This window comes from Rhizobium freirei PRF 81 (assembly GCF_000359745.1).
GTDB lineage: Bacteria > Pseudomonadota > Alphaproteobacteria > Rhizobiales > Rhizobiaceae > Rhizobium > Rhizobium freirei.
Genome location: NZ_AQHN01000089.1, coordinates 261,857 through 276,343 on the forward strand (window position 1 = coordinate 261,857; position 14,487 = coordinate 276,343).

At 58.7% G+C, this 14,487-nt stretch carries 12 protein-coding genes; 5 read left to right on the forward strand and 7 right to left on the reverse strand.

The window, feature by feature from the left end; genetic code table 11:
• The first annotated feature begins 143 nt into the window (after positions 1-143).
• A complete protein-coding gene (locus RHSP_RS28965; protein ID WP_004127379.1) occupies positions 144-362 on the forward strand; it encodes a DUF1674 domain-containing protein in 219 nt (72 codons plus the stop codon).
• 137 nt (positions 363-499) lie between these two features.
• Here RHSP_RS28965 and acs read toward each other — a convergent pair whose 3' ends face one another.
• The gene (acs, locus tag RHSP_RS28970; protein ID WP_037155145.1) at positions 500-2,458 is read right to left on the reverse strand and encodes an acetate--CoA ligase; all 1,959 of its coding nucleotides are present in this window, start codon (positions 2,456-2,458) and stop codon (positions 500-502) included.
• Between the two features lie 224 nt (positions 2,459-2,682).
• On the opposite strand from acs, the gene RHSP_RS28975 reads away from it, so the two are divergent.
• A complete protein-coding gene (locus RHSP_RS28975; RefSeq protein WP_004127402.1) occupies positions 2,683-3,390 on the forward strand; it encodes a DUF1013 domain-containing protein in 708 nt (235 codons plus the stop codon).
• A gap of 227 nt (positions 3,391-3,617) precedes the next feature.
• On the opposite strand, the gene RHSP_RS28980 is transcribed toward RHSP_RS28975, so the two are convergent.
• Positions 3,618-4,277, reverse strand: a complete 660-nt coding sequence (locus RHSP_RS28980) for a YggS family pyridoxal phosphate-dependent enzyme (protein WP_004127403.1) — start codon at positions 4,275-4,277, stop codon at positions 3,618-3,620.
• Between the two features lie 199 nt (positions 4,278-4,476).
• On the opposite strand from RHSP_RS28980, the gene leuS reads away from it, so the two are divergent.
• From leuS to holA, 3 genes are read left to right on the forward strand one after another with little or no spacing between them, the layout of a single operon-like run.
• A complete protein-coding gene (leuS, locus tag RHSP_RS28985; protein WP_037155148.1) occupies positions 4,477-7,107 on the forward strand; it encodes a leucine--tRNA ligase in 2,631 nt (876 codons plus the stop codon).
• Entirely contained in the window at positions 7,097-7,618 is a 522-nt protein-coding gene (locus RHSP_RS28990) for a hypothetical protein (protein ID WP_004127407.1), read from the forward strand. The genes leuS and RHSP_RS28990 overlap by 11 nt, the downstream gene beginning before the upstream one ends.
• Positions 7,619-7,631: 13 nt before the next feature.
• Positions 7,632-8,669 carry a DNA polymerase III subunit delta gene (holA, locus tag RHSP_RS28995; protein ID WP_004127409.1) on the forward strand — a complete coding sequence of 346 codons (1,038 nt, stop codon included), beginning with the start codon at positions 7,632-7,634 and terminating at the stop codon, positions 8,667-8,669.
• 125 nt (positions 8,670-8,794) lie between these two features.
• On the opposite strand, the gene RHSP_RS29000 is transcribed toward holA, so the two are convergent.
• From RHSP_RS29000 to mnmE, 5 genes are all read right to left on the reverse strand, one after another.
• On the reverse strand, positions 8,795-9,679 hold the full coding sequence (locus RHSP_RS29000; protein ID WP_004127410.1) for a ParB/RepB/Spo0J family partition protein: 885 nt from the start codon (positions 9,677-9,679) through the stop codon (positions 8,795-8,797).
• Between the two features lie 29 nt (positions 9,680-9,708).
• Positions 9,709-10,506 (reverse strand): ParA family protein, encoded by a 798-nt coding sequence (locus RHSP_RS29005; protein WP_004127412.1) that lies wholly within the window; start codon positions 10,504-10,506, stop codon positions 9,709-9,711.
• 21 nt (positions 10,507-10,527) lie between these two features.
• A complete protein-coding gene (gene rsmG / locus RHSP_RS34130) occupies positions 10,528-11,145 on the reverse strand; it encodes a 16S rRNA (guanine(527)-N(7))-methyltransferase RsmG (protein WP_081615369.1) in 618 nt (205 codons plus the stop codon).
• A 28-nt stretch (positions 11,146-11,173) separates the two neighbouring features.
• Positions 11,174-13,054, reverse strand: a complete 1,881-nt coding sequence (mnmG, locus tag RHSP_RS29015; protein ID WP_004127417.1) for a tRNA uridine-5-carboxymethylaminomethyl(34) synthesis enzyme MnmG — start codon at positions 13,052-13,054, stop codon at positions 11,174-11,176.
• A 108-nt stretch (positions 13,055-13,162) separates the two neighbouring features.
• Complete coding sequence (mnmE, locus tag RHSP_RS29020) at positions 13,163-14,485, reverse strand: tRNA uridine-5-carboxymethylaminomethyl(34) synthesis GTPase MnmE (RefSeq protein WP_004127420.1); 1,323 nt, start codon at positions 14,483-14,485, stop codon at positions 13,163-13,165.
• Between the last annotated feature and the right edge of the window lie 2 nt (positions 14,486-14,487).

The following is a 14,487-nucleotide window of genomic DNA, read 5'->3' on the forward strand; positions in this document are numbered from 1 at the left end:
TTCGACCTGAAATCTGAATCCGCTCCGGATTCAAAAAAGCAGAGCATGATGTCATCCGAAAACCGTTCACACTTTTCGGCATCATGCTCTATGATTTGGCTATTCCTCCCCTCATTTCAATATTTCGGAGGTCGCTCGAGACCATGCAATCCGCAGATAACGACAATAAAATCGACATTGAAGCCGGCGATATCACCCGCAAGCCGCTCTCACCCGCCGCCAAGCGCGCCCTTGCCGAAGCCGAGGAGCGCCGCCAGGCACAGGCCAGTGCAGAGCTGCCCCCGGAAATCGGCGGCCGCGGCGGCTCCGACCCCGCGCGCTTCGGCGACTGGGAGATCAACGGTCGGGCGATCGATTTTTAAGAGATAGCGGCTGAGATATCTCAAGCCAGGCGCATTTCAAATGCGCGATTCAGAATAAGCAATAAGCGCTCGAACTTCCGAGATACATTTTGAAAAGGCGCCGTGCCCATCGGCACGACGCCGTGAAACATTAAGCCTTAAGCCGCATCCGCCTTGTTCTGGCGGTTGGCGATCAGGTCATCGACGACAGCCGGATCGGCGAGCGTCGAGGTATCGCCGAGCGCGCCGAAATCGTCCTCGGCGATCTTGCGCAGGATGCGGCGCATGATCTTGCCGGAGCGGGTTTTCGGCAGGCCGGGTGTGAACTGGATCTTGTCCGGCGAGGCGATCGGGCCGATTTCGGCGCGAACGTGTTTCACCAGCTCCTGCCGCAGCGCATCCGAACCTTCCTGGCCGACCATCAGTGTCACGTAGCAATAGATGCCCTGACCCTTGATGGAATGCGGATAGCCGACGACGGCCGCCTCCGACACATGGCTGTGCGACACCAGCGCCGATTCCACTTCCGCCGTACCGAGACGGTGGCCCGAGACGTTGAGAACGTCGTCGACGCGGCCGGTAATCCAGTAATAGCCGTCCTCGTCGCGGCGGCAACCGTCACCGGTGAAATACTTGCCCTTGTAGGTGGAGAAATAGGTCTGGATGAAGCGCTCGTGGTCGCCATAGACCGTGCGCATCTGGCCCGGCCAGCTGTCGGCAATGACGAGATTGCCGTCGGTGGCGCCTTCCAGCACGTTGCCTTCATTGTCCACCAGCTGCGGCTGCACGCCGAAGAAGGGCATGGTGGCGGAGCCGGGCTTCAGATCGGTTGCGCCCGGAAGCGGCGTGATCATGTGACCGCCGGTTTCCGTCTGCCACCAGGTATCGACGATCGGGCAACGGCTGTCGCCCACCACCTTGTAATACCATTCCCAGGCTTCCGGATTGATCGGCTCGCCGACCGTGCCGAGCAGGCGCAGGCTGGAGCGCGATGCGCGCTTGACGAAATGATCGCCCGCACCCATCAGCGAGCGGATCGCCGTCGGTGCCGTGTAGAAGATGTTGACCTTGTGCTTGTCGATGACATCCCAGAAGCGGCCCTGATCCGGATAGTTCGGCACGCCTTCGAACATCAGCGAGGTCGCCGCATTCGCAAGCGGCCCATAGACGATGTAGGAGTGACCGGTCACCCAGCCGACATCGGCCGTGCACCAGTAGATATCGCCGGGATGATAATCGAACGTATATTCATGCGTCATCGCCGCATAGACGAGATAACCGGCTGTGGTGTGCAGCACGCCCTTCGGCTTGCCGGTGGAACCGGACGTGTAGAGGATGAAGAGCGGATCCTCGGCCTTCATCTTTGCCGGCGGACAATCCGGCTTCGCCTTGACGGTTTCCTCGTGATACCAAAGGTCACGGCCGGCTTCCCAGGCGATCTTGCCGCCGGTGCGGCGCACGACGAGGACGTTCTTGACCGCGACCTTCTGCTTGGCGGCGATCTGGATCGCCGTATCGGTATTTTCCTTCAGCGGAACGGATTTACCACCGCGCATGCCTTCGTCGCAGGTGATGACGAAGGTGGATTCGCAATCGACGATGCGGCCGCCGAGCGCTTCGGGAGAAAAGCCGCCGAAGACGACGGAATGCACCGCACCGATGCGGGCGCAAGCGAGCATCGCATAGGCCGCCTCCGGGATCATCGGCATATAGATGGTGACGCGATCGCCCTTCTTGACGCCGTGCTTCTTTAGAACGTTCGCCAGCCGGCAGACGTGATCGTAGAGCTCGTTGTAGGTGATCTTCTTGTCGATATAGGGATTGTCGCCTTCCCAGATGAAGGCGACGCGATCGCCATGCTTCTTCAAATGCCGGTCGATGCAATTGTAGGAAACGTTTGTGACGCCGTCCTCGAACCACTTGATCGAAACCTTGCCGGTGAACGACGTATTTTTCACCTTGGTATAGGGCTTGAACCAGTCGATGCGCTTGCCGTGCTTGCCCCAGAATTTGTCGGGATCCTCGACGCTCTGCTGATACCATTTCTGGTACTTCGCCTCATCGATCAGGGCGTGCGCCTTGACCGATTTCGTCACCGGATGAATCTTTTCCGACATAGTCTCCTCCTTGAAATCCTCACACCCCGACCTGCGATTATCGGTGCACTTTGCGTGCAATCAATAGCAGGTCAAACTACGACAGCAATTGGACAAAGTGCATTTCATACGCAAAGAATTGCAATTCCGCGACACTATCGCTATATAGAGCCGTATTTCCCGGACATTGTGGTGTTACACCCCGGACCGCGACACCGGCGCGGACTGACAGAAGGACTATATCCATGGCTCAACAATTGCTCATGCCGAAGGCAACTGCCATCTGGCTTGTCGACAATACGGCCTTGTCATTCGACCAGATCGCGCAGTTCTGCAAGCTGCATCCGCTCGAAGTGAAGGCGATTGCCGATGGCGAAGCAGCACAGGGCATCAAGGGCCTCGACCCGATCTCGACCGGCCAGCTGACCCGCGACGAAATCGCCCGCGCCGAAGCCAACCCGAACCACAAGCTGAAGCTTTCCGAGCCGAAGGTTCGCGTGCCGGAATCCAAGCGTCGCGGCCCGCGTTACACGCCGGTCTCCAAGCGTCAGGACCGTCCGAACGCTATTCTATGGCTGGTGCGCAACCATCCGGAACTGAAGGATGCGCAGATTTCCCGTCTCGTCGGCACCACCAAGTCGACCATCGAGCAGATCCGCGACCGCACGCACTGGAACTCGGCCAACCTCGCGCCGATGGATCCGGTAACGCTCGGCCTCTGCAGCCAGATCGATCTCGATATGGAAGTGGAAAAGGCCGCCAAGGGCCGTCCGCTGCCGACCGCCGCTGAACTCGGCGCGACGCTGCAGCCCGCTCAGGAAACCGAAAAGCTCGGCTTCAGCTACGATCGCGAAGAAGAGAAGGAAAAGGAAATCGACGCCGACGCCGTTTTCGCCAAGCTGAAGTCGCTGAAGTCGACCACGCGCGACGACGAGGACGACGATCAGTTCTGAGATCCGGTTTTATAGAAGCTTTACAAAGCCCCGGTTTTCAGCCGGGGCTTTTTGTTTGTCGGAAAGCACCATAGACCCCCTCTCCCCGCGCGCGGGGAGAGGGCTGGGGAGAGGGGACTATTCCGCGATTGCCATCTCCGGGATTAGAGAGCCCCGTCAAATCCCCAATCTGTGCCACTCGTGTGTTCCACGCAGCAAGGCCTTCGGCATCTTTTGTTTCAGCAGAACTACCGCGCCCCAAAAATCGCCGAGCCGACGCGGACGCTTGTTGCGCCGAAGGCCACGGCGATTTCATAGTCGCTCGACATGCCCATGGAGAGCTTTTCGACACCGGCCTGCTTGGCAAGCTTTGCGAGCAGGGCAAAATGCGGCCCCGGATTTTCCTCCGCCGGCGGAATGCACATCAGGCCCTCGATCGAAAGCCCGAGCTCCTTGCGGCACAAATCGACGAAAGCGACAGTATCGTCCGGTGCGATGCCTGCCTTTTGCGGCTCCAGGCCGGTATTGACCTGCACATAGAGCTGTAAAGCCTTGCCCTGCCGCTTCATTTCATCGGCGATCGCGCGCGCGATCTTTTCCCGGTCTACGGTTTCGATGACATCGAATAGCGCCACGGCATCCGCGGCCTTGTTCGATTGCAGCGGCCCTATCAGATGCAGCTCGATGCCAGGCGTTTCGGCCTTCAACTCCGGCCACTTGCCCTGGCTTTCCTGCACGCGGTTTTCGCCGAACACACGCTGACCAGCAGAGATCGCCGGGCGGATCTGATCGGCATCGAACGTCTTGGAAACGGCAATGAGCTGCACCGAGCCGGCTTTTCGGCCAGACTGGCGTTCAGCCGCCGCGATATGGGAACGGACTTCGTTCAGGCGCTCTTGAAGTTCCATCTCTTCGCCTCGATATTTCGCTTGCTTCTCAACCCCTGCAGTAATGAGGCAGGCCGGCTTTGCCAAGGGCGAAAGCGTCCGAATCCGGCTTTGCTTTGCAAGATAAGGCACTTGCTGCACCCGCTAAACTTGACGCTTGGGTGGTTTCGTGGTGAAGGTCACGCCTTACTCCCCATGATTTTCCGGAATACAAGATCAGATGACTATCGAACGTTATAATCCGCGCGACGCCGAGCCCCGCTGGCAGCAGAAATGGAACGAAGAAGAAGTCTTCGTTACCGACAACGCCGATCCGCGTGAGAAATATTACGTTCTGGAGATGTTTCCCTATCCTTCGGGCCGCATCCATATGGGCCACGTGCGCAACTACGCCATGGGCGATGTCGTTGCCCGCTATAAACGCGCCCGCGGCTATAACGTACTGCATCCGATGGGCTGGGACGCCTTCGGCATGCCGGCGGAAAACGCTGCGCGCGACAACAAGGTGCATCCGAAGGAATGGACCTACCAGAACATCGCCTCGATGCGCACCCAGCTGAAGGCCATGGGCCTGTCGCTCGACTGGAGCCGCGAGTTCGCCACCTGTGACGTCGATTATTATCACCGCCAGCAAATGCTCTTCATCGACATGATGGAAAAGGGTCTCGTCTACCGCAAAAAGTCCAAGGTCAACTGGGACCCGGTTGACAACACCGTTCTCGCCAACGAGCAGGTCATCGACGGCCGCGGCTGGCGTTCCGGCGCACTCGTCGAGCAGCGCGAGCTGACGCAATGGTTCTTCAAGATCACCGAATTCAGCCAGGATCTTCTGGATGCCCTGGATACGCTCGACCATTGGCCGGAAAAGGTGCGGCTGATGCAGAAGAACTGGATCGGCCGGTCCGAGGGCCTGACCGTCCGCTGGGAGATCGTCCCGGAAACCGCGCCCAACAGCGATCGCGAGATCACGGTCTATACGACCCGTCCCGACACGCTGTTCGGAGCATCCTTCCTGGCGATCTCGGCCGACCATCCGCTCGCCAAGGAAGCTGCCGCCAAGGACCCGGCAATCGAAGCTTTCTGCGAGGAATGCCGTCGCGCCGGCACCTCGCTGGCTGCGCTCGAAACGGCCGAGAAGAAGGGCATGGACACGGGCATCCGAGTCCGCCATCCTTTTGACCCGTCCTGGGAGTTGCCTGTCTACATCGCCAATTTCGTGTTGATGGACTATGGCACGGGCGCCATCTTCGGCTGCCCGTCCGGCGATCAGCGCGATCTGGACTTCGCCCGCAAGTATGCCCTGCCCGTCGTAACGGTGGTCATGCCGAAGGACGGCGATGCCGCAAGCTTCAGCATCGGCGACACCGCCTATGACGGTGACGGCATCATGATCAATTCCCGCTTCCTCGACGGCATGAGCATCGAAGAAGCCTTCGAGACTGTGGCGACGAAGCTCTCGGACACAAGCCTCGGCAATGCGCCGCAGGCTGAGCGCAAGGTGAATTTCCGCCTGCGCGACTGGGGCATTTCCCGTCAGCGCTATTGGGGCTGCCCGATCCCGGTCATCCATTGCGACGATTGCGGCGTGCTGCCGGTGCCGAAGAAGGATCTGCCGGTCAAGCTGCCGGACGACGTGACCTTCGACCAGCCCGGCAATCCGCTTGATCGGCACGCCAGCTGGCGCCATGTCGCCTGCCCGCAATGCGGCAAGGATGCCCGCCGTGAGACGGACACGATGGATACTTTCGTCGATTCGAGCTGGTATTTCGCCCGCTTCACCGCCCCTTGGGAAAGCCAGCCGACGGATCAGAAGGCCGCCAACCACTGGCTGCCCGTCGACCAGTATATCGGCGGCATCGAGCACGCGATCCTGCATCTGCTTTATTCGCGCTTCTTCACCCGCGCCATGCGCGAAACCGGCCATCTCGACGTGAAGGAGCCGTTCAAGGGCCTGTTCACGCAGGGCATGGTGGTGCATGAGACCTATAGCCGCGGTAACGGTCTGACGCGCGAATGGGTGTCGCCGGCCGATATCCGCATCGAGGAAGTCGACGGCCAGCGCCGCGCCACCTTGCTGTCGAACGGCGAGGACATCACCATCGGCGCGATCGAAAAGATGTCGAAGTCGAAGAAGAACGTCGTCGATCCCGACGATATCATCGCGTCCTACGGTGCCGATACGGCCCGCTTCTTCGTGCTCTCAGATTCGCCCCCCGATCGCGACGTCATCTGGTCGGAAGCCGGCGTCGAGGGTGCGCATCGCTTCACGCAGCGCATGTGGCGCCTCGTCTCCGAGGCAGCAGACGCGTTAAAGGTAGTCGAATCGAATCCGGCTAAGGATGGTGAGGCGCTGGCGATATCGCAGATCGCCCACCGTACGCTGAAGGCTGTTCAGGGCGACTACGACAAGCTCGCCTTTAACAAAGCCGTGGCCCGCATCTATGAGTTCGTCAATGCGCTGGCAGCGCCGCTGAGCAAGGTCGCAGCCGGCCAGGCCGATGCTGCCTATGGCTCCGCCGTTCGCGAAGCCGTCGAGATCCTGATCGCGCTCGTTGCGCCGATCACCCCACACCTGGCAGAAGAATGCTCGGCCGCGCTCGGCAACACCAATATGATCGCCACAAGCGCTTGGCCGATCTATGACGAAGCCCTCGTCATCGAAAACGAGATCATCTATCCCGTTCAGATCAACGGCAAGAAGCGCGCCGAATTGACAATCGCGCGCGATGCAGATCAGAATGCGGTGCAACGGGCCGTGCTCGCCCTGGATGCTGTCAAAAGCGCATTGAATGATCAGGCGCCAAAGAAGATCATCGTCGTTCCACAAAGGATCGTGAACATTGTCGTCTGATAGTCTTTTCAAATTCGCCCGCATAGCCGGCGTAGCGTCTCTGATGGCCACTGCCGGTCTTCTGTCCGCCTGCCAGGTTAAGCCGCTCTATGCGGTCAGCACCGGCGTGACGCAGAAGCTATCGGAGGTTTCTTTCTCTGATGCCGGCTCTCGTGTCGGACAGGAAGTTCGCAATCAACTGATCTTTATTGCCGGACGCGGTGCCGGCGAGACGAAAACACCGAAGTATACCGTCGATTTGAGCGTCTCTGCCGGTACTGCCGGGGTTCTCTATCTACCCTCCTCTGATACATCCGGAGCTGGCCGTACAAGCGTCACTGCAGCCTTCACACTCAAGGATGCCGTCACTGGCAAGGTGCTGAAATCCGGCAGCCGCTCAGTAACATCGCTCGTCGACTTCCCCACACAGGAATTCGCCAAGCATCGCGCAATCCTCAACTCCGAAGATCGCGCTGCCCGCGAAGTTGCCGAGATGGTGGCTGCCGACATCGCTGCTGCGCTCAGCCGCTGAACAAGAGCGCGGCATGGCGGAAATCAAGTCTCACGAATTTGACGGATTCCTGCAAAATGCCGCGCGCAACTACCGGCTTTTCGTCATATACGGTCCGGATCGCGGCCTCGTTTCCGAGCGCGCCGCACAGATTGCCGGCAAGACGGGCGTCGATCTGAACGACGCATTTTCCCTGATAAAGCTCGATGTCGGCGATCTGCAAAACGATGCCGGGCGCCTTCTTGACGAGGTCAATGCCATCGGGCTGTTCGGAGGCGAGAAACTCGTCTGGATTCGTGGCGCCGCCAACGAAAAGGCGTTGATCGATTCGCTTCAGATTGTTGCGGAAACTCCCCCCGATGCAAGCTTCGTCATCATCGAGGCTGGCGATCTCAAGAAGGGATCGGGGCTGCGCAAGGTGGCCGAGCCGGCCCGCACCGTTGCCATTATCCCCTGCTATGCCGACGATATAAGAGCGCTCAACGGCTTGATCGATACGGAGCTGGCAAACGAGAACTTGCGCATTGCGCCGGCCGCTCGGCAGACGCTTCTCGAACTCCTCGGTGGAGATCGCATCGCATCTCGCAACGAAGTCCGCAAATTGGCGCTTTATTGCCGAGGGCAGAGCGTGATCGAGGAGGAGCATGTCCTCGAGATCATCGGCGACGCCAGCGCCATATCCGCCGACGACGCGGTTGACGCCATTCTGAAAGGCGATTCGGAGAGCTTCCTTCGCGCCATCCAGAAGATTGCCTCATCGAAGACACCGATGTTTCTTGTGCTGCAGGGATGCTTGAAGCAATTTCAGCTGCTCGACACCATGCGAGCGGAAATGGACGAAAAACGACTGGCTCCAGCCCAGGTGATGCAGACGCTAGGGCGTCACCTGCATTTTCGCCGCAAGCCTATCATCGAACAAGCGCTTAAGACCTGGAGCGCGCCAGCCATCGCGCGTGAAATGAACAGGTTGCAATCCGCCATCCTTCAGACACGCCAGCGCGCCAGTCTCGAAGAGACCATCGCCACGCAGACCTTGCTGGCAACGACGCTGCAATCGGCGCGCAAGGGCTGATTTTCAAATGCTGGGCAACTCTAGGAAAAATACGCAGTGGTTTGCCGCCAGAAATGCGTAAAGAAACAATAGGATAGAGCGTTTTCGCCATTCGGGGAAAAGCGGAAATGGTCTATTGACCAAGCTTAGCGCCGCTCCAGCAGGCGGCAGATTTCTTCAAGCTGTTCCAGCGTCTTGTAGGATATCCTGACCTGGCCGCCATTGCCGCGGTGGTTGATCGAGACATCCAGCCCAAGCGTATCCGAAAGGGTGCGCTCCAGCGCCAGCGTATCGGAATCCTTCTCATCCCTGTGGGCGCCGACAGGGCGGGGGTCGTTCTGAGCTTTGATGTCATTCTGCGCCAAGCGCTCGGCATCGCGAACCGACATGCCCTTGGACACGATCGTGCGAGCTAGGCCGGCCGGATCGGACGTCGACACCAGCGCTCGAGCGTGACCTGCCGACAGGCTGCCGGCGGCAAGCATGTCGCGCACCGGATCGGGCAGCTTCAGCAGACGGAGGGAGTTGGCAACATGGCTGCGGCTCTTGCCGATGATCTCGCCAAGATCATTCTGTGTATAACCATGCTCGGCGATCAGCTGCTCATAGCCGAGCGCCTCTTCCAGCGGATTGAGGTCGGCACGCTGCACATTCTCGACAATGGCGATTTCCAGCGCGGTCTTGTCATCGACATCGCGAACGATGACCGGAATCTCGATAAGGCCGGCCAGTTGAGCCGCCCGCCAGCGTCTTTCACCGGCAATGATTTCATAACGATCTGTCGAAACCGTCCGAGCGACGACCGGCTGCACAATGCCGTGCTGGCGTATGGAGCTAGCGAGATCATGCAGTTCCGTCTCGTCGAAATAACGGCGAGGATTGCGAGGATTGCGCGAGATGAATTCGATCGGCACCAGGCGGTCCGGATTGACAGCCGGCCTTCCCGTCTCCACCGGCGTGGGCTGATCCATCTCCCCGATAAGAGCCGCCAAGCCACGCCCAAGACGCCGTTTCGAAAGATCATCATTCATAGCCGATACTCACTCTGGAACAAAATATATCAGGCTGCAGCCTTGCGCTGCCGCTCCCGCTGAATCACTTCCGAGGCCAATTGCAGATAGGCCTGACTGCCTGCGCATTTCAAATCATAAAGGATCGCGGGCTTGCCGTAGGAGGGCGCTTCGGACACGCGTACGTTGCGCGGAATCAACGTATGGTAGACTTTTTCTCCGAGATGCGTGCGAACATCGCTCACAACCTGCTGCGCGAGATTGTTACGGGAATCAAACATCGTCAGCACGATACCCTGAATATCCAGTGACGGGTTGACGGTGCGCCGCACCTGATCGACGGTCTCAAGCAGTTGGCTGAGACCCTCCAGGGCGAAGAACTCGCACTGTAGCGGCACGAGAACAGAATGCGCCGCCGCCATGGCATTCATGGTTAACAAATTGAACGAAGGCGGGCAATCGACCAGAATATAGGAGAAGGAGAGGGCATCCGGACTATTGAGGGCGCGGCGCAGCCGAAATACTCGATCCGGCTGCTGCGCGATTTCCATCTCGACACCAAGCAAATCCATCGTCGACGGCACGATGAAGAGATTCGGGACCGCCGTTTCCAAAACGGTTTCCAGAATCGTATGCGTTCCGGCCAGAAGATCATAGGACGACTGTTTCCGATCCCGCCGCTCAATGCCCAGACCCGTGCTGGCATTGCCCTGCGGGTCAAGGTCGACGATCAATACGCGTTCGCCAATGGCGGCCAGCGCCGTCGCCAAATTGATCGCCGTCGTCGTTTTACCGACTCCGCCTTTTTGATTTGCGATGGTAATAATCCGGTTTCGCTCGCCGATCATCTGCCGCACATCCAATTTCGGTTAAACCAGGCGCCGAATGCGACTCAGTTCCAAAATGACGGAATCTCGCTCGACGACGCTTCGATGTTTTACCAGATCGAATTCCCAACGACCACGGGCTTTCTGGAGCTCCCGCTCGTAATCCCGGCCTTTATGCAGCACGAGACGCAGATTTTCGTTGCGCACCAACCAGGGTGCCGAATAGTCCAACAGCAAGTCAAGCTCTGCGAGCGCACGCGCCGAAATCCTATCGCAATGCTCGATAACGGCAGGCGCATCCTCGATTCGAACGGCGTGAACAGCACCGTGGGCCTGGCATTCTCGCAGGCAAACCCGCAGGAATGCCGCCTTCTTCTGATTGCTCTCTACCAAATCGACGTGGCCCGCGCCTCGCTCCGCCAGCAATATGGCGGTTATCACGCCCGGAAAACCGCCGCCGCTGCCGAGATCGACCCAATGATCGGCCTGCGGGTGGAGCTGGAAAATCTGAGCGCTATCGGCGATATGTCGCTTCCAAAGATCGTCGATCGTGGACGGTGCTACTAGGTTGATCGTCTTTGCCCATTTCAGAAAAAGTTGCGCAAAATGCTGCAACCGCTCCTGTGTTTCACGTGAAACACGTACACCGTTCAATTCCATATTTTGGACTCTCAAACCTTGCAGGGATTTAGGAAACCAGCCTGTGCTCTTCAGCGCCGCCGAGTTTCCTGAGATGTGCCAGAAGCAACGAGATTGCCGCCGGCGTCATCCCGTCTATGCGCGCCGCCTGCGCGATATTTCGTGGTCGAGACGCGGTCAACTTCTGCTTCAGCTCATTGGACAGACCCGACAGAACCGCAAAATCGAACTCTGCGGGAATAACGCGCTCCTCTTCCTTTCGAGCTTGAACGATATCCGCGGTCTGCCGATCCATATAAACAGCATAAGCCGCTTCAATCTCGATAGCTTCCGCGATACCACGCTCAATGGAAGCCAACTCGGGCCAAAGTCTGGAAAGCGCATCGATCGACTGGCCTGGATGGGACAGCAGCTCATACGCCGAACGCCGCTGACCATCCTTGTTCAGATGCATGCCGGCCTTCTCGGCCTCGCTTGGCGTGACCGTCAATCCCTTCAATCTGCTTCTGGTCTCCTCCAGAGCCTCCGAATAGCGATCGAAGCGTTGCGTCCGCGCGGAACCGACACAACCGATCTGAAGCCCGATTGGCGTCAGGCGCACATCCGCATTATCAGCCCGAAGTGACAGACGATACTCCGCCCGCGAGGTGAACATACGATAGGGTTCAGCAACGCCGCGCGAGGTCAGGTCGTCTATCATCACCCCTATATAGGATTCGGTTCGGCTGAATTCGATCGGTTCGCCACCGGAGGCGAGGCGCGCCGCATTCAAGCCGGCAACCAGACCTTGCGCACCGGCCTCCTCATAGCCAGTAGTACCATTGATCTGGCCAGCCAGGAAAAGACCAGGGATCTTCTCGACTTCCAGAGACAGTTGTAGCTCGCGCGGATCGACATGATCATACTCGATCGCATAGCCGCATTGAAGAATGCGAACTCGTTCCAGACCCGGAATGGTTCGGATGAACGCTTCCTGCACGTCCTCGGGCAGAGAGGTCGAGATACCGTTCGGATAAACGGTTGTATCGTCCAGACCTTCTGGTTCCAGAAAAATCTGATGGCCGTCGCGCTCGCCGAACTTGACGATCTTATCCTCGATGGAAGGACAGTAGCGCGGGCCGACGCCTTCGATCTGGCCGGAATACATCGCAGAACGCCGCAGATTTTCGGCGATGATCTTATGAGTCTCCGGCGTGGTGCGCGTGACGCCGCACTCGATCTGCGGATTCACAATGGAATCCGTCATGAATGAGAAAGGTGTCGGATTCTCATCCGCACCCTGTCTGCCGACGGAATCCCAGTCTATCGTCGAGCCGTCGAGGCGCGCCGGCGTTCCAGTCTTCAAGCGTCCAAGCGACAGACCATAACGCAGCAATGTTCCCGAAAGCCCGACCGAAGGCCCTTCGCCGACACGGCCCGCCGGAATCTTCTTGTCGCCGATATGGATCAGACCACGCAGGAAGGTGCCGGTCGTCAGAACGACGGCGCCACAGCGGATCACTCTGCCATCCTTCAACACGACGGCCGAAACTCGTCCATGCTCGATCGTCAAATCAAATGCATCGCCTTCGATGACGTCAAGATTGGCAGTCGCTTCGATTTCAGCCTGCATCGCAAGCCGATAGAGCTTGCGGTCGGCTTGCGTCCGCGGACCGCGAACGGCAGGGCCTTTCTTGCGATTGAGCATTCGAAACTGGATGCCGGCGGCGTCGGCAATCCGTCCCATGAGGCCATCAAGGGCGTCGATTTCACGCACCAGGTGGCCTTTACCAAGACCGCCAATGGCCGGATTACAGGACATGACGCCAATCGTTGCCCGCTTATGGGTGACAAGCGCTGTACGTGCGCCCAGGCGCGCAGCGGCGGCGGCGGCCTCGCTGCCGGCGTGGCCGCCCCCTACGACGATGACATCATAAATATTGTCGAGCATGATCACGATCCTCGATGAAGCCGTCTGTTTGGCACATCAATTTCTGGAGTCAAGAAGGTTTCACGTGAAACCTTCTCAGGCCGCTTTTATCGGCGTGTTTCACGTGAATCATTTGCCGATGCAGAACTCGGAGAAGATCACATCCAAAAGATCTTCGACATCGACACGACCGGTAATCCGGCCGAGACTGTTGCCGCTTTGGCGCAAATACTCTGCACGTATGTCGAGACCATGATCTTCCGATTCAAGTGCCGCGACCAAGGCTTGCAGGCTTTGCGAGAGCAGATTGCGATGACGCAGCCGGCTTGGCAATGCGAGCGACAGAGATGCAGAGCGTTCCTGCAGATCGGCAAGGATGAGCTGGTGCAACTGCCTGAGCCCGGCACCTGATATCGACGAGATGAGCAGATCGTAATCGGCATCCGTCGCCGCATCAGCAATATCCGCCTTCGTACCAAGCGTCAGAACCTTACCGCTAAAGCCGGGAAAATCCGTTTGGGCAACGTGGCCGATCTCGGCAAGAGAGAGAACCAGATCGGCATCGGCTACGGTCTTAAGCGCGCGGCGAATTCCCTCACGCTCGACGATCTCCTCGGTCTCTCTCAAACCGGCGGTGTCGTACAGCCTGACGGCATATCCCTCTATGTTCAGATCGACATGCAGGACATCTCTCGTCGTGCCGGCTATATCGGTGACGATCGCCACTTCGCGCTTCGCCAGCGCGTTGATCAAACTGGACTTGCCTGCGTTCGGTGGACCGGCAATAACAACGCGCAGGCCATCCCTGACGATCTCGCCGAAGGCGGCTCCCGCCAAGTGGACGGACAGTTCAGAACGGAGCCGTTCCATGTCTCTCCAAACCAGATCCGATACCGAGCCTGGCACATCGTCCTCATCGGCGAAATCAAGCTCCGCCTCGATCAAAGCCCGCGCTCGCGTCAGGCGATCCGCCCAGCCTTCGTACAGATCCGAAAGGCCTCCAGCTGCGTGCTCGATGGCGAGGCGCCGCTGCATTTCCGTCTCGGCACCAATCAAATCGGCGAGACCTTCGACCTCGACCAGATCCATCTTGCCGTTTTCCAGAGCGCGCCGTGAAAACTCACCATGCTCCGCCAGACGACAATCATCAAAGCTTTCGAGTTCGGCCAACAGCGCAGACACAACGGCTTTGCCGCCATGAACCTGTATCTCCGCGCAATCCTCGCCGGTAAAAGAGCCGGGACCGGGAAATATAAGCACGAGCCCGCGATCAAGGATAAGACCGTTACGAGTCCGAATCGTTTTCAACGCGGCCTGGCGAGCAGGCGGTAAGAATCCGATCAAAGCTTCAACGGCATGCAATGCGTTGCGGCCGCATATACGGATTACGGCGACGCCGGCGGGGAGGCTGCCGCTGGAAAGAGCATAAATGGTCTGGTTCGCTGCATGCATAA

Excerpts from the sequence above, each read along its gene's own strand:
- RHSP_RS28965 (WP_004127379.1), top strand. The coding sequence starts at position 144 with ATGCAATCCGCAGATAACGACAATAAAATCGACATTGAAGCCGGCGAT.
- acs (WP_037155145.1), bottom strand. The coding sequence starts at position 2,458 with ATGTCGGAAAAGATTCATCCGGTGACGAAATCGGTCAAGGCGCACGCC.
- RHSP_RS28975 (WP_004127402.1), top strand. The coding sequence starts at position 2,683 with ATGGCTCAACAATTGCTCATGCCGAAGGCAACTGCCATCTGGCTTGTC.
- RHSP_RS28980 (WP_004127403.1), bottom strand. The coding sequence starts at position 4,277 with ATGGAACTTCAAGAGCGCCTGAACGAAGTCCGTTCCCATATCGCGGCG.
- leuS (WP_037155148.1), top strand. The coding sequence starts at position 4,477 with ATGACTATCGAACGTTATAATCCGCGCGACGCCGAGCCCCGCTGGCAG.
- holA (WP_004127409.1), top strand. The coding sequence starts at position 7,632 with ATGGCGGAAATCAAGTCTCACGAATTTGACGGATTCCTGCAAAATGCC.
- RHSP_RS29000 (WP_004127410.1), bottom strand. The coding sequence starts at position 9,679 with ATGAATGATGATCTTTCGAAACGGCGTCTTGGGCGTGGCTTGGCGGCT.
- RHSP_RS29005 (WP_004127412.1), bottom strand. The coding sequence starts at position 10,506 with ATGATCGGCGAGCGAAACCGGATTATTACCATCGCAAATCAAAAAGGC.
- rsmG (WP_081615369.1), bottom strand. The coding sequence starts at position 11,145 with ATGGAATTGAACGGTGTACGTGTTTCACGTGAAACACAGGAGCGGTTG.
- mnmG (WP_004127417.1), bottom strand. The coding sequence starts at position 13,054 with ATGCTCGACAATATTTATGATGTCATCGTCGTAGGGGGCGGCCACGCC.
- mnmE (WP_004127420.1), bottom strand. The coding sequence starts at position 14,485 with ATGCATGCAGCGAACCAGACCATTTATGCTCTTTCCAGCGGCAGCCTC.